The organism is Marinilactibacillus kalidii (assembly GCF_017599325.1).
GTDB lineage: Bacteria > Bacillota > Bacilli > Lactobacillales > Carnobacteriaceae_A > Marinilactibacillus > Marinilactibacillus kalidii.
In genome coordinates this window covers 32,658-56,245 of the sequence record NZ_JAGFVM010000003.1, presented here as the reverse complement: position 1 = coordinate 56,245, position 23,588 = coordinate 32,658, and the positions used below count along the sequence as shown (strand labels likewise).

At 37.2% G+C, this 23,588-nt stretch carries 22 protein-coding genes; all 22 read right to left on the bottom strand.

All coding sequences use genetic code 11. The annotated features are described in order from the left end of the window. Positions 1–104: 104 nt before the first annotated feature. The 22 genes from rpsO to J5J05_RS00405 all read right to left on the bottom strand — a co-directional run bounded on the left by rpsO (position 105) and on the right by J5J05_RS00405 (position 23,521). A complete protein-coding gene (gene rpsO / locus J5J05_RS00510) occupies positions 105–374 on the bottom strand; it encodes a 30S ribosomal protein S15 (protein ID WP_208558703.1) in 270 nt (89 codons plus the stop codon). A gap of 168 nt (positions 375–542) precedes the next feature. Beyond that, positions 543–1,169 (bottom strand): orotate phosphoribosyltransferase, encoded by a 627-nt coding sequence (pyrE, locus tag J5J05_RS00505; RefSeq protein WP_208558702.1) that lies wholly within the window; start codon positions 1,167–1,169, stop codon positions 543–545. Position 1,170: 1 nt separating this feature from the next. After that, a complete protein-coding gene (gene pyrF / locus J5J05_RS00500; RefSeq protein WP_208558701.1) occupies positions 1,171–1,881 on the bottom strand; it encodes an orotidine-5'-phosphate decarboxylase in 711 nt (236 codons plus the stop codon). After that, a complete protein-coding gene (locus J5J05_RS00495; RefSeq protein ID WP_208558700.1) occupies positions 1,874–2,800 on the bottom strand; it encodes a dihydroorotate dehydrogenase in 927 nt (308 codons plus the stop codon). Before J5J05_RS00495 ends, pyrF begins: the two co-directional genes overlap by 8 nt. A gap of 23 nt (positions 2,801–2,823) precedes the next feature. After that, positions 2,824–6,006 carry a carbamoyl-phosphate synthase large subunit gene (gene carB, locus J5J05_RS00490; protein ID WP_208558699.1) on the bottom strand — a complete coding sequence of 1,061 codons (3,183 nt, stop codon included), beginning with the start codon at positions 6,004–6,006 and terminating at the stop codon, positions 2,824–2,826. Next, positions 5,999–7,078, bottom strand: a complete 1,080-nt coding sequence (locus J5J05_RS00485) for a carbamoyl phosphate synthase small subunit (RefSeq protein WP_208558790.1) — start codon at positions 7,076–7,078, stop codon at positions 5,999–6,001. The genes carB and J5J05_RS00485 overlap by 8 nt, the downstream gene beginning before the upstream one ends. Positions 7,079–7,090: 12 nt before the next feature. After that, positions 7,091–8,365, bottom strand: a complete 1,275-nt coding sequence (locus tag J5J05_RS00480; protein ID WP_208558698.1) for a dihydroorotase — start codon at positions 8,363–8,365, stop codon at positions 7,091–7,093. A 9-nt stretch (positions 8,366–8,374) separates the two neighbouring features. Further along, complete coding sequence (locus J5J05_RS00475) at positions 8,375–9,295, bottom strand: aspartate carbamoyltransferase catalytic subunit (protein ID WP_208558697.1); 921 nt, start codon at positions 9,293–9,295, stop codon at positions 8,375–8,377. Between the two features lie 200 nt (positions 9,296–9,495). After that, entirely contained in the window at positions 9,496–10,041 is a 546-nt protein-coding gene (pyrR, locus tag J5J05_RS00470) for a bifunctional pyr operon transcriptional regulator/uracil phosphoribosyltransferase PyrR (protein ID WP_208558696.1), read from the bottom strand. Between the two features lie 305 nt (positions 10,042–10,346). After that, positions 10,347–12,332, bottom strand: a complete 1,986-nt coding sequence (gene uvrB, locus J5J05_RS00465; protein ID WP_208558695.1) for an excinuclease ABC subunit UvrB — start codon at positions 12,330–12,332, stop codon at positions 10,347–10,349. Positions 12,333–12,451: 119 nt separating this feature from the next. After that, on the bottom strand, positions 12,452–12,703 hold the full coding sequence (gene rpsT / locus J5J05_RS00460) for a 30S ribosomal protein S20 (RefSeq protein ID WP_208558694.1): 252 nt from the start codon (positions 12,701–12,703) through the stop codon (positions 12,452–12,454). Positions 12,704–12,875: 172 nt separating this feature from the next. After that, complete coding sequence (gene holA, locus J5J05_RS00455) at positions 12,876–13,922, bottom strand: DNA polymerase III subunit delta (protein ID WP_208558693.1); 1,047 nt, start codon at positions 13,920–13,922, stop codon at positions 12,876–12,878. A gap of 31 nt (positions 13,923–13,953) precedes the next feature. After that, positions 13,954–16,257, bottom strand: a complete 2,304-nt coding sequence (locus tag J5J05_RS00450; RefSeq protein WP_279633258.1) for a DNA internalization-related competence protein ComEC/Rec2 — start codon at positions 16,255–16,257, stop codon at positions 13,954–13,956. A 58-nt stretch (positions 16,258–16,315) separates the two neighbouring features. Then, the gene (locus J5J05_RS00445; protein WP_208558691.1) at positions 16,316–16,813 is read right to left on the bottom strand and encodes a ComE operon protein 2; all 498 of its coding nucleotides are present in this window, start codon (positions 16,811–16,813) and stop codon (positions 16,316–16,318) included. Between the two features lie 98 nt (positions 16,814–16,911). Further along, positions 16,912–17,562, bottom strand: coding sequence for a helix-hairpin-helix domain-containing protein (locus tag J5J05_RS00440; RefSeq protein ID WP_208558690.1), 651 nt, complete (start codon positions 17,560–17,562; stop codon positions 16,912–16,914). Between the two features lie 104 nt (positions 17,563–17,666). Further along, complete coding sequence (locus J5J05_RS00435) at positions 17,667–18,755, bottom strand: SepM family pheromone-processing serine protease (protein WP_208558689.1); 1,089 nt, start codon at positions 18,753–18,755, stop codon at positions 17,667–17,669. Positions 18,756–18,760: 5 nt separating this feature from the next. Beyond that, positions 18,761–19,267, bottom strand: coding sequence for a pantetheine-phosphate adenylyltransferase (coaD, locus tag J5J05_RS00430; RefSeq protein WP_208558688.1), 507 nt, complete (start codon positions 19,265–19,267; stop codon positions 18,761–18,763). Next, positions 19,264–19,821: a 16S rRNA (guanine(966)-N(2))-methyltransferase RsmD gene (gene rsmD / locus J5J05_RS00425; protein WP_208558687.1), complete on the bottom strand. Its 558-nt coding sequence runs from the start codon at positions 19,819–19,821 to the stop codon at positions 19,264–19,266. Before rsmD ends, coaD begins: the two co-directional genes overlap by 4 nt. 8 nt (positions 19,822–19,829) lie before the next feature. Then, entirely contained in the window at positions 19,830–20,165 is a 336-nt protein-coding gene (locus J5J05_RS00420) for a YlbG family protein (RefSeq protein ID WP_208558686.1), read from the bottom strand. Positions 20,166–20,262: 97 nt separating this feature from the next. Continuing rightward, positions 20,263–20,526 carry a DUF1507 family protein gene (locus J5J05_RS00415; protein WP_208558685.1) on the bottom strand — a complete coding sequence of 88 codons (264 nt, stop codon included), beginning with the start codon at positions 20,524–20,526 and terminating at the stop codon, positions 20,263–20,265. 137 nt (positions 20,527–20,663) lie between these two features. After that, entirely contained in the window at positions 20,664–22,493 is a 1,830-nt protein-coding gene (typA, locus tag J5J05_RS00410) for a translational GTPase TypA (RefSeq protein WP_208558684.1), read from the bottom strand. A gap of 254 nt (positions 22,494–22,747) precedes the next feature. Then, entirely contained in the window at positions 22,748–23,521 is a 774-nt protein-coding gene (locus J5J05_RS00405) for an inositol monophosphatase family protein (protein WP_208558683.1), read from the bottom strand. Between the last annotated feature and the right edge of the window lie 67 nt (positions 23,522–23,588).

Below are 23,588 nucleotides of genomic sequence, written 5' to 3'. Positions count from 1 at the left end.
AGCACATAAATCCAGAATCGTTATTAAATTGATGGTAAGGTACTATAAAGTTACCCGCAAATCCCATCTAACATTAATAACTACGCGGTTTATAGAGCCTTTTATTAACGACGTAAGCCTAAACGTTGGATTAGTTCACGGTAACGTGTGATGTCTTTGTTACGTAAATAAGCTAACAAGTTACGACGGTGACCGATTTTTTTCATAAGTCCACGCATAGAATGGAAATCTTTTTTGTGTCTTTTAGCGTGCTCGTTCAATTCGTTGATATCAGCAGTTAAAACTGCGATTTGAACTTCTGGAGAACCTGTATCTCCTTCGTGACGAGCATATTCAGTCATGATTTGTGTTTTTTGTTCTTTTGATACTGCCATTTCACTACACCTCTTCCTCTTTTTTTGAATCCAGTTACCGAGATAATGTTGGTGAAACACTTATCCAAGTAATGGTCTGTGTCTTATCGCTATGAAATAAGTTGATATCTTCTTTCACTACGATAGCACTTTATAAATTTTACAGTACACCACTATAAAAATCAAGTATCACTGCCAATTTTCCGGATCAATTTTCCACCGAATCAAACTCATTTGGTCTTTCTCATTTATCTTCCCTATCTCTAGTGCAACATGTATCATATTTGAATAACTAGTAATGGTGTGAATCGGCAAAGCGATTTCTTTGAATGCATTCGCACTAACTGCTAATTCATAAGTGAAAATCGCTACAGCACCGATTACATCAGCTTCTTCATTTATCGCTTCTTGAGCGGCGTTGATTACACTGCTCCCTGTAGAAACAAGATCTTCTACGATGACCATTTTAGCTCCTGGACTGAAAGTCCCTTCTATTTGCTTTCCTTTACCGTGCTTTTTTGCTGAACTCCTAATATAAACCATCGGCAAATCAAGACTTTGGGCGATCCAAGCAGCATGTGGAATACCAGCAGTTGCTGTCCCTGCAATCACTTCCACATCAGGATAGTTCTTTTGAATGATTTCGACAAATGCTGCAACGATTCGTTTTCTGATTTCCGGATAGCTCATTGTGATGCGGTTGTCACAGTAGATTGGACTCTTCATTCCGCTCGTCCAGGTAAAGGGATCATTAGGCTGTACAGAAATCGCCCCGATACTAAGTAAATCTTCTGAAATTTTTGATGAATTTGTCATGTCAGTCTCCATTCCACTGTTTTAAAACATCTTTATAGGTTTTATAAGGATCAATTGCTTGGGTAATCGAGCGCCCCACGACGATATGAGTCGCTTGCTTTCCTACGGCTTCTTTTGGTGTGGCAATCCTTTTTTGATCATTGTGCTCATCGCCCAAGAGCCGTATACCAGGTGTTACTCGAAAAAATGTTGGTTCAGTAACGTTCATTACTTCTTTCGCCTCGTGAACTGAACAGACCACGCCGTCGGCTCCAGCTAGATACGTTATCTGAGCATAGTTAAGCACACTTTCTTGTAAAGTTCCTGTGACTTTTTGTTCCCGATGCATTATTTCTTCTGTCGTACTCGTCAATTGTGTGACCGCTATTAAGCTTGGCGTTTGGACACCTTGTACTGTTCCAGATAAAAGACCTTCTTTAGCTGCCTCAATCATTTGTGTCCCGCCTGCAGCATGCACATTGATCATATCCACACCTAAACCAGCTAACCCCTTCATCGCTTTTTGTACTGTTGTAGGAATATCATGTAGCTTAATATCTAAAAAGACATCATGTCCAGATTCTTTAAGATAATAAATGATTTTCTTACCTTCTTGATAGAAAAGTTCCATCCCTACTTTGACATTTAATCGCTCATGACCAAAATGTCTTAAAAGACCTTGGACTTCTTCAATCGTTGAAAAGTCCAGCGCGATGATTGGTTTATTATCCATAAACACGCTCCTTTTTCACTTCATCAATCAACGCTTGTATGGATTGAATTCCTAATTCATCTAACCGTTTAGGTAATTCTGAAATAATTTGATTCATAATCAATGGATTCTTGTACGTTGCAGTACCAATCGCTACAGCTGAGGCACCGGCTAAGTACATTTGTATGACATCATCTGTTGATTGTACACCGCCCATCCCTATAATAGGTAGGTTCACTGCTTGCGATACTTGATAGATCATTCGAAGCGCGATAGGAAAGACACTTTCACCTGAAAGTCCGCCCATTACATTCCCCAAAACTGGCTTTCTCGTTACCACGTTAAAGTTCATACTTAAAACTGTATTGATCATACTGATTCCGTCAGCACCACCTGCCTCAGCTGCCTGAGCAATGGCCACGATATCAGTAACATTAGGTGTTAATTTAATATAGACCGGTAGATGCGTTACGCGTTTGACGCCTTCCGTAATTTCTTTGACTTTTAAAGGATCCGTACCGAATGTTAAACCACCCTCTTGTACATTTGGACACGAAACATTCACTTCCAGTGCTTTAACAACATCAGATTCACTCAATTTTTTGGCTACTAAAATGAACTCTTCAACAGTTTTACCACCTACACTTGCTATTACGGGCGTATCAAATTGTGCTAATTTAGGGATTTTTTCTGAAAGAACTTTATCGACTCCTGGATTTTGTAGTCCTACAGCATTCAAAACGCCATTTTTTAATGGATAAAATTTAGGATCCTCATTCCCTGTTCTCGCTTCCTCGGTCGTTGTTTTGAGGACTATTGCGCCAAGTTTATCATAATTATATAAGTCACGATAAACGTCCCCAAACCCAAAAGTTCCACTTGCTGGCATGATTGGATTTTTCATTTCTAATCCTGGTAAAGATACAGCTAATTTATTCATTTATTATTCCCCCGTTAAATTGTTTATAGTGTATTCGTTGAGAAAGATCTTGATTCTAAAACACTTAAAATGGCAGAAACTGTATCCAATGATGTCATCAATGGAATCCCTTTTTCAATCGAAGCTTTTCGAATATAAACCCCATCAGTTATTGCTTCTATATTCTTACCCATCGTATTTACAACAAGATCTACTTGATTGGTCAAAATAAGTTTTAATACCGGTTCTTCAGTGTGCAGCGATTTTTTATCGTCGATTATTTCAACGCGTATATGCTCTTTTCTTAACGTCTCTGCAGTTCCTGCTGTCGCAATAATAGAATACCCTGTTTCTCTAAACCGTTTTGCTAATTCAATTCCTTCTTCTTTATCTTCATTCGTTAATGTCATCAACACTTTCCCATGCTCTGGTAAATGCATACTACTTGCTTCAAATGCTTTGTATAGTGCCTTCTCTAGTGTTCGATCGCTACCCATTACTTCTCCAGTTGATTTCATTTCAGGCCCTAACGAGGCATCGACAAGATGTAATTTCGAGAAACTGAATACTGGTGCTTTAACGTGTACAGTTGCTGGTTCTTTATACAGCCCACTAGTATATCCTTGGTCTTTCAACGATTGGCCGACAATGATTTTTGTGGCTACTTGAGCCATTGGGATACCCGTTACTTTACTCAAGAATGGGACAGTTCTACTAGCTCTAGGGTTTACTTCAATAACGTAAACCTGGTTCTCATGAATAACAAATTGGATATTCATCAGTCCATAACAATTCAAGCCTTTACTTAGCTTCTCTGTATATTCTACAATCGTTTGTTTGATTTCAGGAGATAACGACTGTGGTGGGTAGACCGCCATTGAGTCCCCCGAGTGAACACCGGAACGCTCGATATGCTCCATGATGCCCGGTATTAAAACTGATTCTCCATCACAAATTGCATCGACTTCAACTTCTTTACCGATCAAGTAGCGGTCGATCAGCACAGGGTGTTCCGATGAGAGCTTGACAGCACTATTCATGTAGATAGACAAGTCTTCTGCATTATCGACAATTTGCATCCCTCTTCCACCAAGAACATAGCTAGGACGTACGAGGACGGGATAACCAATCCCTTTTGCAATTTTCAGTGCTTCTACTTCTGTCCGAGCTGTATCACCTTTTGGTTGTGGTATGCCTAAACTTTTTAATGCTTTTTCAAATTCATTTCTATTTTCTGCTCTATCGAGATCTGCGACGGTCGTCCCTAAGATCTTAACACCTAATTTTTCTAGTGGTTCAGCTAAATTGATAGCCGTTTGTCCACCAAATTGAACAATGACACCTTTTGGTTGCTCATGATCAATGACATTCATGACATCTTCTAATGTTAAAGGTTCAAAATATAGTTTATCCGATATAGAAAAGTCCGTCGATACCGTCTCAGGGTTGTTATTCATAATGATGGCTTCGTACCCTGCTTGCTGAATGGCTTTCACCGAATGAACAGTCGCGTAATCGAACTCTACTCCTTGTCCGATTCGAATAGGGCCTGATCCTAGAACGAGTATAGACTCTTTTTCTGTTACGATACTCTCTTGTTCTTCTTCATACGTACTATAAAAATAGGGTGTGGAAGAATCAAATTCCGCTGCACAAGTGTCAACAGTTTTATAAACTGGTAGGATATGTGCTTTTTTTCTGAATGTTGATACCTTTTCCCAGTCTGTCTTCCATAGTTCAGCGATAATAACATCAGAAAAACCATATTTTTTTGCATACTCGATGAGATCGCGGTCGAATGGTTTTTCTTTGAGCATATTTTCAATTTCAACAATGTGTAAAAGTTTGTCTAAGAAAAACAAGTCTATTTTTGTTAGCTGTGCCAATTCTTCTATAGGATAATCTCTGCGGATGGCTTCTGCTAAATAAAACAGGCGATCATCTTCTGCTTTTACGATTTTATCAATCAGTCGCTGATCATCAATGCCGGTGCATTCTGCTAATTGAATATGGTCAGTACCAATTTCTAGCGAACGTACAGCTTTCAATAGGCTTTCTTCAATCGTTCGACCGATCGCCATGACTTCTCCTGTTGCTTTCATCTGTGTCGTTAGTCGACGATCACCTGACTCGAATTTATCGAAGGGCCATCTTGGTATTTTTGAGACAACGTAATCTAAGGCAGGCTCGAATTGGGCATAGGTTGTTTCAGTGACAGGATTTTTCATTTCATCAAGTGTTAAACCGACAGCGATTTTTGCTGCTAATTTAGCTATAGGATAGCCAGTAGCCTTACTTGCGAGGGCTGAGGAACGACTCACTCGCGGATTGACCTCGATGATGTAGTAGTTGAAGCTATCTGGATCAAGCGCTAATTGAACGTTACAACCACCCTCAATCTCAAGCGCTCTTATAATTTTAAGTGAAGCATCTCGTAACATCTGATACTCTTTATCTGTCAAAGTCTGACTTGGTGCTAAAACGATTGAGTCTCCTGTATGAATACCGACAGGATCAAAATTTTCCATGTTACAAACTACCATTGCATTATCATTTCGATCACGCATGACTTCATACTCAATTTCCTTATAGCCTGCAATACTTCTTTCAACAAGACACTGGTGAACAGGAGACAATTTGATACCATTTCCTACGATTTCTTTCAGTTCATTCTCATTGTCACACAGACCGCCACCGGTACCGCCCATTGTAAAAGCAGGCCGCACAATCAGTGGGTACCCAATCTTCTCTGCAAATGCTACCGCCTCTTCTACGGTATGTACAATATCGCTGTCTGGAACAGGCTCGTTTAATTCATGCATCAATGACCTGAATAGATCACGATCTTCTGCTTTGTTGATAGCAGCTAGTGTTGTTCCAAGTAGTTCAATCTCTAATTCCTGTAATATACCACTGTTATCTAGCTCAATGGCCATATTCAGTCCCATTTGGCCACCTAGTGTGGGAAGAATCGCATCAGGACGTTCTTTTCTAAGGATTTTCGAGACAAATTCAAGTGTCAAGGGTTCAAGATAGACTTTATCAGCAATTTCTTTGTCAGTCATGATTGTCGCTGGATTAGAATTAACCAAGACGACTTCGTATCCTTCTTCGCGAAGTGCTAAACAAGCTTGAGCACCTGCATAATCAAATTCAGCTGCTTGACCAATAATGATTGGACCTGATCCAATCACTAAAATTTTCTTAATATCTTCTCTTTTAGGCATCAAGGTTTCCTCCTTTCCATGAGTCCATTAGTTCTGTAAACTGGTCAAACAAGTCTTCAGCGTCATGTGGACCTGGTGCTGCATCCGGATGATACTGAACACTGAATACTGGATGTACACGGTGTCTTAATCCTTCTACTGTTCCGTCATTGATTTCAGTATGGGTTACGCGCAAAAATGCTGGATCTATAGATGCTGCTTCCACAGCATATCCGTGGTTTTGTGAGGTAAAAGCAATTTTCCCCGTGGCAATTTCTTTTACAGGATGATTGAATCCTCTATGTCCAAAATTCATCTTATAAGTCTTCGCACCATTTGCTAAAGCAATCAACTGATGGCCTAAACAAATACCAAAAACAGGTACTTTTTGCTGAATTTCTTTAATCATATTTAGTACCTCTGGTAAATCGGTTGGATCTCCTGGACCATTTGTCAGCATCACACCATCAGGATCAAGATTCAGAATCGTTTCAGCTTTCGTGTCATAGGGCATGACTGTGACATGACAAGCACGTTTATTTAACTCATTTAATATACTGTGCTTGAGACCAAAATCGATGACAACAACTTTCTTTCCTTTATCTGGACTTACGTAGGGTCTTGTTGTTGAGACTTGTGCCACTTGGTCATGGTCTAGTTCTGTATTCCGTAATCGTTCGAGAAGTGTTTCGATATCTTCTGTTTCATCCGTTAAGATTGCTTTCATTGCTCCATGTTCTCTAATCACTTTTGTTAACCTTCTTGTATCTACACCTGTTAAACCTGGAATCTCTTTTTCTTTTAAAAACTCGTCGAGGTTCATTTGACTTCGCCAGTTAGAGGGTCTTCTAGCAAAGGACTTCACGATAACAGCTTTGGTAGTTGGAAAAACTGATTCGTGATCATCACGATTGATGCCTGCATTTCCAATCAATGGATACGTAAATGTCAGTAATTGTCCATTATAAGAATGATCTGTTATAGATTCTTGGTAACCGGTCATTCCCGTATTAAATACAACTTCTCCAATCGTTTCTTTATCTGATCCGAAACCATATCCTTTAAAGTAATTGCCATCTTCTAAAATCAACATTCTTTTCTTCAATTACTTTTCCTCCTGATAAACGACATTTCCATCTACAATGGTGATATACGTATTTCCATATACATTCCATCCCATAAATGGTGTATTAGATGATTTCGAGTGAATATACTGTTCGTCAATAACCTTCTCTGCTTCCAAATTGAAACAAGCAAGATCTGCGGGTGCACCAACGGTTAATCTTCCTTCAGTTAAGTTGAAAACCTCAGCTGGCTTTACTGTCATCCAGTCAACAAGTTGCTTCAGTGTAACTTTATTGGTTTTCACTAAGTGAGTATATAAGAGCGGAAAGGCTGTTTCACTTCCGATTATGCCAAACGATGCGCCTAACATTGAACCTGATTTCTCTTTATCACTATGTGGTGCATGATCGGTTGCAATCATATCAATCGTTCCATCAAGTAATCCTTCTAATAGTGCAGCTTGATCTTCTTTTCCTCTCAAAGGTGGATTCATTTTAAACAGTGCATCGTCACTGGGAATGTCCATCTCTGATAATAGTAAGTGATGGGGTGTCACTTCTGCAGTTACCTTGATTCCCGCTCTCTTGGCATCTCTAATCACTCGTACGCTCTCTTTGGCAGATACATGACAGATATGATAGTGTGCACCGGTTGCTTCTGCTAGCAAAACATCTCTGGCAATTTGAGTCGATTCTGTCAGTTGTGTCATCCCTGGTAAGCCAAGTGCTTTATTGCGGATACCTTCGTGCATTGCACCGCCGTCAAACAAGAGAGAATCATCTTCGGTGTGTGCTACAATCGGCTTATTATTTTTGACTGCTTGTTCCATTGCTTTGTACATCGTTGCAGCTGTTTGCACTCCAACACCATCATTCGTAAATGCGAAAGCCCCCGCTTCTATCAATGATTCTTGATCTGTTAACTGGTCGGTGGTCAATAATTCGGTAATTGGTGCATACTGTTTTACTTTTACAAGGGCATCTTTTTTGATTAGGGTTTGTATCTGCCTCATCTTTACAGCCGTATCAGGTGTTGGATTAACATTTGGCATCGCACAAATGGTTGTAAACCCACCTTTTGCAGCTGCAGCCGTTCCAGTAGCAATGGTTTCCTTATACTCAAATCCTGGTTCTCTTAGGTGGACGTGTACATCGATCAGTCCAGGAACAACTAACTTCCCTTCAACATCAATAATATGCGCATCATCTGAAGATAAATCATCTTCAATTGATTGAATCTTTCCTTCATCAATCAATATATCTTTGGTTTTACCTTCTTCTGAAAGAATTGTTGCATGCTTGATTACTATCTTCATTTTGTCCTCCTAGGATTTATTTAACACATATTCAATAATTGCCATTCTTGCATAAACACCATTGGCCATTTGTTGAAAAATTCTTGAGCGATTACATTCAACCAATTCTGTAGCAATCTCTACTCCTCTATTCACGGGGGCTGGATGCATCACGATTGCATGATCAGCCATCTGTTGCTCTCTTTCTGCAGTTAAGCCAAACTGTTTTAAATAAGCTTGTTTTGAATAACTTTTTTCACCTTTTTCATGACGTTCATGCTGTACCCGTAGGAGCATAAATACATCTACTTCTTTTATACACTCATCTATTTCTTTGTATGTCCCAAATGCTTCAAGTGAAGGGTCCATCCACTCTGTTGGACCAGTAAAAATCACTTCGGCACCCAGCCGCGTTAATATCATCGCATTACTTTTTGCTACTCTAGAATGTCTAATATCTCCCGCAATCGCAATTTTTAACTGTTCGAATGTATTGAATTCTTCATAAATGGTCATTAAATCAAGTAACGACTGGCTAGGATGTTGACCAGCACCGTCTCCACCATTGACGATGGAGCAAGTTAAATCTGAACGCTCGAGTAGTTCATTGTAAAAAGCTTCTTGAGAATGTCTGACAACGATCATATCAACACCTATCGCTTCAAATGTTTTAACTGTATCGTATAAGGTCTCCCCTTTTTTCAAACTACTTGTTTCAGGTGTAAATTCTAATACTTGCATACCCGATTTTCTCTCTGCCATTTCAAAGCTTTTGTGTGTTCTCGTGCTATCTTCAAAGAAAAGATTGACTGCATATTGATTTGAAAGATCTAGGCTAGCTCTTTTAGCTTTAAATTGTAACGCACGCTGAATCATTTCATTGATTTGTTTATCTTCAAATTCATTTAAAGTCAGAAAATGTTTCGTATAGTTTTGAGTGATACTCATCATGTTTAACTTCCTCTCTAAACTTTCGTTCTACCGCAGAAAAAAAGACCTGAGCCAGTTGCGCATCAGGTCTGAAGTGTTCCCTTGTCCAGCCTTTGTCCATTTTTATAGGTATAACACTATACTTATAAAAATAAATGCTGCCTTTTAGGGTTCTTCAGTGACCTTTTGTGCCTCTCTGGGCTACCTTTAAAATTCACTTTTTATTGAGTTGGTTTAACAATCGAAACGGCATCTTTTCCGTCAATCTCTTTCAAAGAAACTTGAATCAATTCATCATTTGCTGTAGGAATATTTTTTCCTACAAAATCTGCACGAATCGGTAGTTCTCTATGACCTCTATCGATCAATACAGCTAAGTATATTTTTTTTGGTCTACCGCTATCAATGACAGCATCTAATCCTGCTCTTATGGTTCGTCCTGTGAATAAAACATCATCAACGATCACGACTTGTTTTCCTTCGGTCGACGTAGTCACTTCTGGTGTAGATACAGTTCTTTCAGTATTGTTTTTTTGATCATCTCGGTAGTTGGAAATATCTAATTCTCCAATTTCTATTTTCTTTCCCTCAAGCTGTTCAATTCTTTGTGCGATTCTTTGAGCAAGAAAGACACCTCTAGTTTTTACACCGAGCAATACCAATTGTTCAATCCCTTTATTTTTCTCAATGATTTCATAAGTAATTCTTGTTAAAGCTCTTTTTATAGCGACTTCATTAATGACTTCTATTTCTTGAGTCTTTTGCATACTGGTTCCCCCTGTTTTTTAGTTATCCATTTCAGTTAATTGATCCGAATCGAAGCTTAACACGAGTTCCAATAAACAAAAAAAGCTCTCTTATCCATGTGCGATAAGAGAGCTTCCTAATGATTGGTTAGGTTTAAAGACATGAAGGTACACTTCATCCCTTGAATCTTCAATTTAAGTCTAACTGCATGCTTAAATTGAAAGTCCTGCTCCTTATTAGCCTCACTGGACTACTTGTTAAAGGATATCTATTAACTTTAAAATAACTTTACAGGTTTCATTTTAAAATGTCAATATACAATTTTTTACTTTGAAAAATTGGTTTTGATTTCTAACACGATATCCCGTAACTGAGCAGCTTTTTCAAAATCAAGTTCTTTAGCCGCCTGTTTCATTTCTAATTCCATTGTTTCAATCAGTTCTCTTCTTTCTTCTCTAGACAACTGTTTGAATGTATCTTCAGTAAGATCTTCTCCATCTTCAATAATCGTAGAGATCTTAATCAAGTCTCTAACTTCTTTCTTGATGGTTTTCGGTGTAATTCCATGTTCAAGGTTATACGCTTCTTGAATCTCACGTCTACGTTCCGTTTCTTCAATTGCTCGATTCATAGAATCCGTTCGTTTATCGGCGTACATAATGACCCGTCCATTTTCATTACGTGCTGCACGTCCGATTGTTTGAATCAGTGACCTCGTACTTCTCAAGAAACCTTCTTTGTCAGCATCTAAAATGGCGACCATCGAAACTTCTGGAACATCGAGTCCTTCTCTTAATAAGTTGATCCCAATCAGTACATCATATTTTCCGACTCTAAGATCTCTAATAATTTGCGTTCGTTCAAGTGTCTTAATATCACTGTGCAGATATTGAACTTTTATCCCTACTTCTTTCAAGTAATCAGTCAGGTCTTCAGACATTTTCTTCGTCAACGTCGTAATAAAGACGCGTTCGTTTTTCTCTATTCGTACATTAACTTCTTCAATCAGATCATCAATTTGACCTTTTATCGGTCGTACTTCAATGATTGGATCCAATAATCCTGTTGGTCTGATGATTTGTTCGACAACTTGCGTTGAGCGTTCCATCTCGTAGTCTGCAGGTGTTGCCGATATATAAGTGATTTGAGGAACACGTTCTTCAAATTCCTCTAATCGTAAAGGTCTATTATCCAACGCACTTGGGAGTCTGAAACCGTGATCCACGAGTTGCTGCTTTCTCGCACGGTCACCATTATACATTCCTCGAATTTGGGGCATCGTGATATGAGACTCATCTACGATAAATAGAGAATCTTTAGGAAAGAAGTCTATTAATGTATAAGGCGATTGACCAGGCTTTCTTCCATCCATATGGCGTGAATAGTTCTCGATACCTGAGCAGTATCCCATTTCCATCAGCATCTCGATATCATAATTCGTTCTCTGTTCTAAGCGTTGCTCTTCTAAAAGCTTATTGTCTTCTTTTAGTTCTTTTAGTCTATCATCTAGTTCATATTTAATAGATTCGATCGCTGATCTTGTTTGCTCATCGTTTGAAACAAAGTGAGTAGCAGGGAAAACGGCAACATGAGAGAGATCTGCTTTAACTTCACCTGTCAAAACATCTACTTCTCTAATACGTTCAATCTCATCTCCGAAAAATTCTACTCGAATCGCTTCACTTTCTCTAGAAGCTAAAAAGATTTCGACGATATCGCCACGCGCACGGAAACGCCCACGCTGGAAATCAATATCATTTCTTTCGAATTGCATATCGACTAATCTTCTTAAAACCGCATCGCGACTGATTTCCATCCCAGCTCTTAAAGATAAAACATGTTCTTCATAATCTTTTGGGTTTACTAGTCCATAGATACATGAAACTGATGCTACTACGATCACATCTCTTCTTTCAAGCAAGGAGCTCGTAGCGGAGTGTCTTAACTTATCAATTTCATCATTAACGGATGCATCTTTTTCAATAAACGTATCTGTCGAAGGTACATAGGCCTCTGGTTGATAATAATCATAATAACTAACAAAATATTCGACAGCATTATCCGGGAAAAACTCTTTAAATTCTGAATACAACTGTCCCGCAAGTGTTTTATTATGCGCAATCACTAACGTCGGTTTGTTAACTTCTTGAATAACATTAGACATTGTAAATGTTTTACCTGTACCTGTTGCACCAAGTAAGGTTTGTTCTTTTTGTCCTTCTCTAATCCCTTTAGTTAGTTTTTTAATGGCCTCCGGTTGATCACCACTAGGCTCATAAACTGATTTTAATTTAAATTTATTTTCAGACATGCTGTATTCCTCCTAAACCTAAACATACATTCGTATATAATGATACCACAAAACGTCAAAAAAAGTTCTCCTTTAGACTAGTGTCTGAAAGAAGAACTTTATGATTGAACGAAAGGTCATTAACCTAATTTTTTAGATAAACGAGACTTGTCGCGAGCAGCTTTGTTCTTGTGAATTAATCCTTTAGATGCTGCTTGGTCGATAGCTTTAACAGCTGATTCGAATAATTCAGTTGAATTATCTTGTCCGTTCTCAACCGCAGTTAGATATCTTTTTTTAGCACTACGCATAGCGGAAACTTGCGCAACGTTGTTAGCATTCTTTTTAACATCTTGACGTTGACGTTTGATAGCTTGTACCATATTTGGCATTCTGAAAACACTCCTTTATAAGAATTTCTTTAAAATCCAGTTTAGTCTGCTAAATCAATTCATTTCTGCTTTGATTCTTGCGGTTTAAACCTTCTCTATTCAGTTGATTTTCAACATTCTCCATTCTACAGGATAATTGAGTTATTTGCAATATTTCAATAAAGAAACTTCTTTATTTCATTTGTAATTGTGAATGACCATCCGCAAATTTCATTATAAATAGTTCAACTTGTAACTCTGGATCAACTCTACCCGACTTAATTAAATAATCTGCATCTATGAGTTGATGATGTGCTTTAGATAAAACAGATTGTTCGAATTTTTTTTCTTTTTGCAAGGCAAGTTTCACTCTAAACGGATGGACTTTTAAAATTTTTGCAATATCCGCTTGTTGATAACCTTTCCTTCGTAAAATTTTCACCTGTAGCAATAGTCTGAATTGTCCAATCATTAATGCAATTATTTTAATCGGGTCTTCTTTTTGAGTCAATAGGTCCTGATATAGTTCAATCGATCGTTGTACTTCTTTGCTGAGCACTAAGTCATTCAACTCAAATATATTTTGCTCAAGCGTTTTAGGTACGAGTTCCTCAACACTGGAAAGACTGATCTGCTTGTCCTCTTGATGATAAATCATTAGTTTTTCCAGTTCCATCATACTTTTCGATAAATTACGATCTGTTAACTGAATCAATTTTTCTAACGCCTTAGTATCTATACTATAGCCTGCTTGTTCAGAAGTTGATTTAACTATATCTGAAATACCTTTTTCATTCATTGGCTCGATATTAATCAATTCAGCCTTTTTTAAAAGTGTCTTCGTTATCTTTTTACGCTTATCCAGCTTTTCATAAGGTGCAAATATGACTAAAATAGAAAACTCAGATGGATTCTGAAGATACGATTCTAGATAACTCATATCATGGTCCAAGCCATTAGCCATTGTTTTTCCTGTTAAAAAATAGGGTTGCTGAACAAATACGAGCCTCTTATCACCGAAAAATGGAAAAGACTCAGCTTCCTGAAGAGCAGCATCTATTGTAGTTTCTCTCATATCAAATTGTCCAAAATTGAATTCGGAAACTTCCTCAACTAGTACTGCATTCAATAAAGCAAATCTGACTTTTTCGCTTAGATACTGTTCTGTCCCTTGTACAAGATATACAGGTGAGAAGTTCTTTTTTTCAATCGACCTGATTTGCTTATTAATTTCGCTCATGATGAACTCCTTATTGATTTTATATCTTTTTTTAATTGACTTGATAAATTTCATCGCGTATTTGATTCGAAAATGGTCTTTTATAATATTGATATAGAATGGATCCTTTTTGATCCGTTCTATAAATTTTTATTTCTCTATTGTTTAAACGATTTAAAATTTCAGGATGAGGATGTCCATAGATATTATTTTTCCCACTAGATATCCATCCTATGTTCGGTTTTATTCCATCTAAAAATTTTTCTTGAGAAGAAGTCAAACTTCCATGGTGACCAACTTTCAATACATCTATCTTTAAGTTTGGATACAGAGCCAATAGCTCTTCTTCTCCTTCACTTTCCAGATCGCCGGTGAATAACCAATGATATCTACCAATTTTACCATATAATACTAACGAAACTTCGTTTTTATTGGATGCTGTCCTACTCATTTTTTCTTTAGGATAAAGTGGGATCAGGTTGGGCCCAATTGAACGATTTCCTTCAGCATAAATAGGACGTAACGTAATCTCTTTTTGTTTAAATAACGAGAGATATTGACTTATACTCTGATCTTCAAGCGTTAACGGCGTAGCTACGATTTCATCAACCTTCATACCATTAACGATGTCTTTAAGTGCACCCACATGGTCTGCATCAGCATGAGTCAGATAGATTTGATTTATCCTCGCTACTCCTTGAGATTTCAGAACTGGCAATACAATATCGTCCCCTACTGAATAAGGCTGGTTTCGCTTGGTCCACTCTTCTTTTTCTTGCCATTCGACTACTCCACCAGTATCTATCAAATAGTTTCCTCTACCGTATGGCTCTTTGATCATGAGAGCATCCCCTTGACCAACATCGATCATCATCACCTTACCTATGGGAGAGAATCGCTCAGAGAACAGCGAACTTAGTAAAAAAATACTGCCTAGTAAAAGCAATCGATACTGATATTTTTTACCTTTCATTTCTCTTTCTAAAAGGATAATGATAATACCGATACACAATAAAATCATTCCCAGAACAGAAAGCCTCCCAACAACAAAGGTGAAATGGCTAGCCTCACTGATTGTTCTGATCCCTTCTTCTAATACCCTCAATAGATTATTTGAGGTGGTGATCGTTAGACTACTCAGTGCCGTCTGTGGAAAAATTAATGATACTATAAGCACTGCTACCAACATAGGTAAAATGATGAACGAAAATAATGGGAGAAAAATTAAATTTAGTAAGACAACTATCCATGTAAATTCAAAAAAGTGATAACTCAAAATCGGTAAACTCACTAAAGAAATAGCACAATTGAGATACAAACTTTGTTTAAGCTTCGTTAATCCAATGATATTCGGATGACTAGATAGTAAGATCATTGTAAAGCTGAGTAGATAACTCAGTTGAAATCCTGCTGAATAGAGATGATAAGGCTGTATTGCCAAAGCCAATAGTAAGGTGATCGCCCAATTATCGAGAGAAGACGAGAGTTTATTTAATATAGTGAATAAAATGGACAATAAGGTCTGTACAACTGCGCGGAATACACTGATTCCTAATCCTGCTAATAAAGCATAAACAGGTAGTAAAATCAGTAAAACCATATTTGCTGTTTCTCTCGTTACCCCTATTTCGAGTAATATTTTCTTTATTAATTTAATTAAGAATTGTATGTGCAACCCTGAAATACTAAGTAAATGAACAATTCCCAAGGCTCGATAATTTTCCATTGTAGAATCAGACATATTTCTTTTGTCTGCAAAAAGTAAGGCTTTTATATAATCTCCAGCTTTTCCCTGAATCCGTCTATCAATCACGTTGAATAAGTCTGCTCTAAGATGATCTACTCTATAAGATATAGGATAGTGTCCGCTATATCCTTTATTTACTTCTATCTCATCTACTTCAAAAATCCAATGGGTTTGATTTCTCATCAAGTAGGTTTTGTAATCAAACTGGTTAATATTTCTCATTCCATCTGGACGGGTCAAATTACCGGACAAGGCAAGGAACTTAGGAAAGGAATGAGAAATAAGCCTTTCTTTTTCTTCATTTGATTTAATTTTATAGGTAATTACTAGATTTTCAGAATTTTGCCCATTTGTTAGCGTCTTGCCTACAAAACGTAACCGGTCGCCATCTATTTTAACTGAAGTAGCCTTCACAACTAAATCAAAGTACTGTTCGTTCCCATTGAGATTTGATGTGTTTTTAGAAGCTTGCAGTATCATTAGCGAACCTATTATTAAACTTACAGACAGAGAGCTCACGATAATTTTTTTATTTCTGGTTAACCCTATACGAATAAGCATGAATAGTACTAAACAGACCGAAATCCCTGTGTAGTTCTCTAAAATCATAATGGACAATAATAAAGAAAAGATGGCCGGGAATATTAAAGCACCCTTCAATAACTAATTAAGAGAGACGATTATCAGGAGTAAGATCTGAATTATAAAAATGACCGATATTTTCAAATAAATCTTTTGGAACCATTACTTGCTCTACTTCGATTTTTGCATGATCCAAAAGTTTCATTGCATATTCATTATTATGGTAATCACTTAAGTAGTAAATTTTTTGTATACCTGCTTGAATAATGGTTTTTGTACACTGTAAACATGGGAAATGAGTCACATAAATATCAGACCCTTCAGTCTTGACACCAAATTTTGAACACTGCAAAATAGCATTAATTTCGGCATGAACTGTTCTGACACAATGACCATCTACAACGTAACACCCATGATCAATACAATGGACATCTCCACTAACAGATCCATTATATCCACCTGATATTACTCGTTTTTCTCTAACAATCGTAGCCCCTACCGATAGTCTTGAACACGTACTTCTCATAGCTAGTAACATACTTTGAGACATAAAATATTGATTCCATGGAATTCTATCTGTCATTTATTTTCCCTCACATTCTCAACCGACTCATCATCGATCTATTATTACTTCGTTATACAGTATACAAGACAGCTTTTTGCATAGCAATCACTCATCGCTTAATCTACCATAATCTCATCTTTAATTGATTCAAAAATCTTTTCTCCGATACCCGAAATGTTCTTAATTTCTTCTATTTCTTTAAAACGTCCCTTTTCTTCCCGGTATTCAATAATCGACTGCGCTCTTGCATTACCGATTCCATTTAATTCAGTTAACAATTGTAGCTCAGCACTATTGATATTAATTTTATGATTTGCTTGATTTTCAACACTTTCATCTTCAGTTTCTTCCACACCTTCCTCCCCCACGAAAGGAATGTATATCATCATTTGGTCACTTATCTTTAAAGCCATATTAATTGATCGGTCATCCGCATTATCGGTAAGCCCTCCAGCAAGCTTCACCGCATCGATTAATCTATCGTTTTCTTCTACTTTATAAACGCCTGGTTGTTCAACTTGGCCTTTTAGTTCAATCATCACATCTTTATTTTCAGTTTCTATAGAAGAAATAGCACCCGCTTCATCTGCTTCTTCTATCGTATCATTACTACTCCTAAAAATATCTTCCTCGGGTATTTCACTTTCTTCTGGTCTTTTTAAATTGATTAGCAGGGAAAAGTAGACGATTACCATAATGATTAACATACCAATAATATAAATTTTTTTTACTTTTAACTGTCTTATCCAATCAATCAGTTCTTGCATATATCATCTCCCCTTTTTTGATTAATGCTTACGCTATATATATTGCTTAAAAAAATAAAAAATAACGAAAAAAAAAGGACTGGTCTAAGACCAATCCTTTTTTGTTAGGCAACGAATAGAAAATCGCCTTGACTCTGGCTCGATGTTTCAGCAACTGGACTTAAACTTTCAAGATACTCAATCGCGTCATTAAAGGTTTTAACTGGTACGATTTCCATATCTGTATCGATATCTTTCGCTGCTTCTACTGCTATTTCGTAATTCGTTTTGTAATCTGGAAAATCTTCTTTTTGTTCATCGGTCAGTTCATCATTAGGCGCAAAAAAGACGGTTGCGCCTTCTTCGTCAGCGGCTACTACTTTTTTGTCGATTCCGCCAATAGGTCCAACGGTGCCATCATCAGAGATTGTTCCTGTACCAGCGATTGTTTGTCCATCTCTGAGATTGTTATCTGTAATCATTGAATAAATTTGAAGTGAATACATTAGTCCTGCTGATGGTCCACCGATCTGACCCGCATCAATCGTTACCTCAGGGTCTGTGACGACCGTAGACTGGTCAACTAACGAAATACCAATACCAGGTTCACCTGTCTCTTCTAACTCGACTAATTGACCTTCTGATACAGATTCCACGCCATCTCGCTCATAATGTACTGTAATATTCTTACCAATTTCTTGTGACTTGATATAATCCATAAACTCTTCCGTATTTTCAAACAATAAATCATCAACCGATGTGATGGTATCACCCATTTGAAGAGATGACTTAAAATTAGAATTATCTGCAACACTCATGACATATACCCCATTATAGGTTAACTCGTAAGGCTTATCTGCCGCATCAAAAGCAGCCACGATTGCTGAATGAATTGAACTGTCCATATAATACTTTTGTAGTCGATTGTAAGCTTCATAATCATCAATGTCTCCAAATAATTCAGCTTCCGTTACAACATCGTTATAAGGTAAAAATTGAAAGAAATAAGAAAATGGTGTAGCTTGGAGAATTTCGACAGTAGTCATCATGTACTTCCCAGATTCATCCGATTTTTCACCACCAACTTCGATAACTGGATTAAGATCCAGTGCTGCACCGGGTCTCTCAATGTAATAAGGAATTGGTCTCAAAAAGACTAAATAAACTAAACCAATCAATAGGACTACTTTTAACCATAATGGTATTTTTTTCAATCACGCTACCTGCTTTCTTCCTGACCCAATCGATCAGTCATTTCTTTTTTTATATTGTCAGGGACGAGACCCTGAATATCCCCATTGAATTTAGCTACTTCTTTAATCAGGGAAGAGCTAACGAATCGATATTTTTCACTCGACATTAAAAAAACTGTTTCAATCTGGCTATTTTGGAAATGATTCATAGAAGCAATATCCATTTCGTATTCCATATCTTTAATTGATCGTAGGCCTCTAACCATTGCTTTGACACTTAACTCCTCAGCCATATCTATGGTTAAACCACCAGCGTGTTTGACCACTCGAACTCGACCACTCAGATTACTATCTTTTAGAGAAGTCTCAATCATTTTCATGCGATCTTCTGCGCTGAACATCGCTTTTTTTGATATATTTTCACTTACAGCGATAATCACTTCGTCAAATAGTGTTGCGGCACGCGAGACAATATCAAGGTGGCCATTTGTAAATGGGTCAAAGCTCCCAGCATATAAAGCCGCTACTTTCATAACACTTCTCCTTTATATACAGTGATACGAGTCATTCCGTAGACCTTCTCTTTTGTGACCGAGAATAATCCAACGGAGTTGGGAAGAATCGTATCTTTATCCGTTTCGCAGAGAATCATCGAATGTTCATTAATTAAATGACTCGTTTCAAGACTTTTAATAATCGATTCAATTTCCTGCAAAGCATAAGGCGGATCTAATATAACTAAGTTAAATACACTATGCTTTGATTCTAATTCTACAATAGCTTGACGATCTTTTTTCTTATAAACTATGAATTTTTCAGGTTCTTTTGTCATGCTAACATTTTCTTGAATAATATTGATGGCTTTAAAGTTTGAATCCACTAAAACCGCACTATCCATGCCCCGAGAAACAGCCTCAATACCTAGTGATCCACTACCCGCATAAAGATCCAATACTCTACCACCATCAAAATAAGGCCCAATCATATGGAAAACAGATTCTTTTATTTTATCAGTAGTTGGTCGTGTCGTTGTCCCCGGCACCGCCTTCAAGGGCCGTCCTCCATACTCTCCAGATATTACTCTCATATGATTCCTCAGTTCCAACCAGAAGAAAGTTGATTGAAGATTGATATTTCTTTACTTTCTTCTTCTTTGATTCTTTGTGCAGCCAGTACTCTAACTTCATCTAGTACACCGTCAAACGTTTTCGGCATATCACATTGGTGAGATTCTTCAACTTTTTTAACAAAGTGTTGTTTTGTAAGATTTTGTTGAACAGATTCTTTGTCTTTTTTATCAATATACAAGATAGCATAATTCATTTTTTTTGATACGTAATGGACTAACCCATAACGTTTTAATTTATTAATATACTTTGTTGTATAAACCCATACAACAAGACTTGTCCTTTCATTTTGGGACTCTAACATTTGTCTCTCTCCTTGATCCATGCAATTTCATTCATTATAACAAAAAAATCCACTCTATATGAGAGGATTTTTTATTTATCTAGTTTGATTAACCCTTTCATTCATCATACGCTTCATTTATTAGGTCATTTAAGTGTTTTTCTAACTCACTTAACATTAGATGGCCTTCTTCTTCTTCCAATATTCCCATAGAAGTAGCGAATTCAATTTTCTTTGAAAATCCAAACATTTGGGTATCTATGACCTCTTCAAAAGCAGGACAAGCCACACATAAGTGTTTCTGGTTTTCTATCAACGTAGATATTTTAGTCGCATCTTCCATCAGTATGTCCTTAGCAAGCGCGTTTCTCAGATGATCCACTTTGCAGGCCCCCTTAACTTTAAGTCACTAATAGTATATCATAAAAGCGCTTCTAGACAAGGAGGGAATTATTATTAGCACGTTCAATCTGATGGTAAATAAAAAGCCAATAGCAAATGCTATTGGCTTAGAGAAACTTATTTAGATTTTTTGCCTGCTTTTTCACGTAAGTTTTTGTCTAGAATTTTTTTACGTAAACGAATCGATTCAGGTGTTACTTCACAGTACTCATCTTCAGCTAAGAATTCTAGTGATTCTTCAAGCGTCATGATACGAGGACGTTTGATAACATTTGTCTGATCTTTATTTGCAGAACGGATATTTGTTTTCTGTTTCTCTCTAGTTACGTTAACAGAAAGATCATTATCACGGTTATGCATACCAACGATCATACCAGCGTATACTTCAGTAGTCGGTTCAACAAAGATAACACCACGGTCTTCAATGTTCATGATACCATAAGTTGTCGCTGCTCCATTTTCCATAGATACAAGTGCACCGTTACGACGTTCTCCAGCACCACCAGCAACTACTGGAAGATATTGATCAAATGTATGATTCAAGATACCATAACCACGCGTCATTGAAAGGAATTCATTTGTAAATCCTATCAATCCACGAGCAGGTGCAAGGAAGATCAAACGAACTTGACCGTTTCCAGTATGAATCATATCTTTCATTTCAGCTTTACGTTGTCCAAGGTTCTCGATAACTGATCCCATATATTCTTCAGGCGTATCGATTTGAACAAGTTCAAATGGCTCGTGTTTTTTACCATTGATTTCTCGAATGATAACTTCTGGACGAGATACTTGTAACTCATAACCTTCACGACGCAAGTTTTCAATCAGGATAGATAAATGTAACTCTCCACGTCCTGAAACAATCCATGCATCTGGAGATTCAGTTGGATCGATTCTTAAAGAAACGTCTGTCTGTAATTCCATGTTCAATCTTTCGTTCAACTTGCTAGAAGTAACCCATTTACCTTCACGACCAGCGAAAGGTGAGTTATTAACTAAGAAAGTCATTTGTAGTGTTGGCTCATCAATACGCAAGATTGGTAATGGATCTACGTGATCAACAGGTGTAACTGTCTCTCCAACGAAGATATCCTCGAAACCTGAAACTGCGATCAAGTCACCAGCTTTTGCTGATTGAATTTCATCACGTTGTAAGCCGAAGAAACCAAATAATTTTGTTACACGGAAGTTTTTAGTCGATCCGTCTAATTTACTTAAGGTTACGTTATCTCCAACTTTGATCGTACCACGGAAAACACGTCCAATACCGATACGTCCAACATAATCGTTGTAATCCAATAAAGATACTTGGAATTGTAAAGGCTTATCACTATTGTCCACTGGTGCAGGAATTTCAGAAAGGATTGTTTCAAAAACAGGATCCATTGTTCCTTTTTGATCATCAGGGTTATCAGAGAAACTACTTGTTCCATTCAATGCTGATGCATAGATAACTGGAAATTCTAATTGTTCTTCGTCTGCATCTAATTCAATCAATAGATCTAATACCTCGTCCAATACTTCTTTAGGACGTGCCGTAGGTTTATCGATTTTATTTACAACAACGATTGGGCGTAATTTTTGTTCTAGTGCTTTTTTCAATACGAAACGTGTTTGAGGCATCGTACCTTCATAAGCATCCACTACCAAAATAACACCATCAACCATTTTCATGATACGCTCTACTTCACCACCGAAATCGGCGTGACCAGGTGTATCCAAGATGTTAATGTGCGTATCTTGATACTTAACAGCTGTGTTCTTAGCTAGAATCGTGATTCCACGTTCTTTTTCAATATCATTTGAATCCATTGCACGTTCATCAAGCTTGTTACGAGCGTCTAATGTATCAGATTGTTTCAATAGTTCATCAACCAGTGTCGTTTTACCGTGGTCGACGTGGGCAATAATTGCAATGTTACGAATATCATTTCTTAATTCCATTTAATCAATTCACTCCTTAATTACTACGGTGAGGCTTTATCAAATTTATACTTCAGATCTTCAAAATCCAGATAATCATGATCAGGTTAAATGATTCTCATGAATGAGATTATATTAGATTTTCACACAAAAAAAACACTCACTCTTGGTGTGACTTCAACGCAAGAATAAATGCTTAAGTCATTGGACCTTTTTTTCCACTTCTTATTATAACAGTAATTTTCAGAAAAGAACAAGCTTTTTTAAAAGTATTTTTATTTATTTGTCACAATTTCGTCGAAGGCACGTGCTGTTGAGAAAATTGTTTGGTTCGTTTTCAATAAATTAACCGGTTCTCCCGAAAAATTAGAGATTTTGTAGCCAAACTCTTCTAGCATGATTTTTCCAGGTGCGATGTCCCATGGGCTAAGTTTAGTCGCCACATAAGCAATCACATTTCCTTTGATTAATTCAATGACTTCTAATCCGGCTGACCCTAACATTCTGACTCCCATTGATTTACCCGCGATCACTCTGTATTCACTGAATGCATCTTGTGTCATCAATTGACTGTTCGTTGCCATCAAGCCTTCTGATAAACCTTTATTCTCTGGCGCACTTAGTGGTTTATCATTACAGAAAACGCCTTGTCCTTTTATTCCGTGATAAAGTTTTTTTGAAGTGACATCATATATATACCCTTGAACGCCTTTACCTTCTTCATAAACTGCAATCATTACTGCAAAGTTCTCTTGTTGTAAAACAAAGTTAAGCGTACCGTCAATGGGGTCAATGAACCAGACAGTTCCATTTAAATCTTCTAAATTATCTCCAAATCCTTCTTCTCCGCAGATACGGTCTTCAGGAAAATTCGATCTAATTTTATTTGTAAGGGCTTCTTCAATTTGTTTGTCCATGTTAGTAACAAGATCATTTCTAGCAGACTTCTCTTCTACTTTTAAACTTTCCTCTTTTGCATCTTCAATCATTTCAGCTGTTTCTTTTATCCACTGCTTAATGAGTTGATCTCTCTTATTGATTTCAGACATCACGATTCCTCTTTTCTTTTATCTAATTCTATTATATAAGTTTTGAAGTATTCTATCAAAGTATATC

Coding starts and splice junctions, on each gene's coding strand:
- J5J05_RS00475 (WP_208558697.1), bottom strand. CDS start 9,295: ATGATGAGTATCACTCAAAACTATACGAAACATTTTCTGACTTTAAAT.
- J5J05_RS00405 (WP_208558683.1), bottom strand. CDS start 23,521: ATGTCTGAAATCAATAAGAGAGATCAACTCATTAAGCAGTGGATAAAA.
- rsmD (WP_208558687.1), bottom strand. CDS start 19,821: ATGAGAGTAATATCTGGAGAGTATGGAGGACGGCCCTTGAAGGCGGTG.
- coaD (WP_208558688.1), bottom strand. CDS start 19,267: ATGAAAGTAGCGGCTTTATATGCTGGGAGCTTTGACCCATTTACAAAT.
- J5J05_RS00495 (WP_208558700.1), bottom strand. CDS start 2,800: ATGAATAAATTAGCTGTATCTTTACCAGGATTAGAAATGAAAAATCCA.
- carB (WP_208558699.1), bottom strand. CDS start 6,006: ATGCCTAAAAGAGAAGATATTAAGAAAATTTTAGTGATTGGATCAGGT.
- J5J05_RS00440 (WP_208558690.1), bottom strand. CDS start 17,562: ATGCAAGAACTGATTGATTGGATAAGACAGTTAAAAGTAAAAAAAATT.
- J5J05_RS00450 (WP_279633258.1), bottom strand. CDS start 16,257: ATGATTTTAGAGAACTACACAGGGATTTCGGTCTGTTTAGTACTATTC.
- J5J05_RS00480 (WP_208558698.1), bottom strand. CDS start 8,365: ATGAAGATAGTAATCAAGCATGCAACAATTCTTTCAGAAGAAGGTAAA.
- J5J05_RS00420 (WP_208558686.1), bottom strand. CDS start 20,165: ATGTTAGAGTCCCAAAATGAAAGGACAAGTCTTGTTGTATGGGTTTAT.
- rpsT (WP_208558694.1), bottom strand. CDS start 12,703: ATGCCAAATATGGTACAAGCTATCAAACGTCAACGTCAAGATGTTAAA.
- J5J05_RS00445 (WP_208558691.1), bottom strand. CDS start 16,813: ATGACAGATAGAATTCCATGGAATCAATATTTTATGTCTCAAAGTATG.
- pyrE (WP_208558702.1), bottom strand. CDS start 1,169: ATGACAAATTCATCAAAAATTTCAGAAGATTTACTTAGTATCGGGGCG.
- pyrR (WP_208558696.1), bottom strand. CDS start 10,041: ATGCAAAAGACTCAAGAAATAGAAGTCATTAATGAAGTCGCTATAAAA.
- holA (WP_208558693.1), bottom strand. CDS start 13,922: ATGAGCGAAATTAATAAGCAAATCAGGTCGATTGAAAAAAAGAACTTC.
- typA (WP_208558684.1), bottom strand. CDS start 22,493: ATGGAATTAAGAAATGATATTCGTAACATTGCAATTATTGCCCACGTC.
- rpsO (WP_208558703.1), bottom strand. CDS start 374: ATGGCAGTATCAAAAGAACAAAAAACACAAATCATGACTGAATATGCT.
- uvrB (WP_208558695.1), bottom strand. CDS start 12,332: ATGTCTGAAAATAAATTTAAATTAAAATCAGTTTATGAGCCTAGTGGT.
- J5J05_RS00485 (WP_208558790.1), bottom strand. CDS start 7,078: ATGTTGATTTTAGAAGATGGCAATTACTTTAAAGGATATGGTTTCGGA.
- pyrF (WP_208558701.1), bottom strand. CDS start 1,881: ATGGATAATAAACCAATCATCGCGCTGGACTTTTCAACGATTGAAGAA.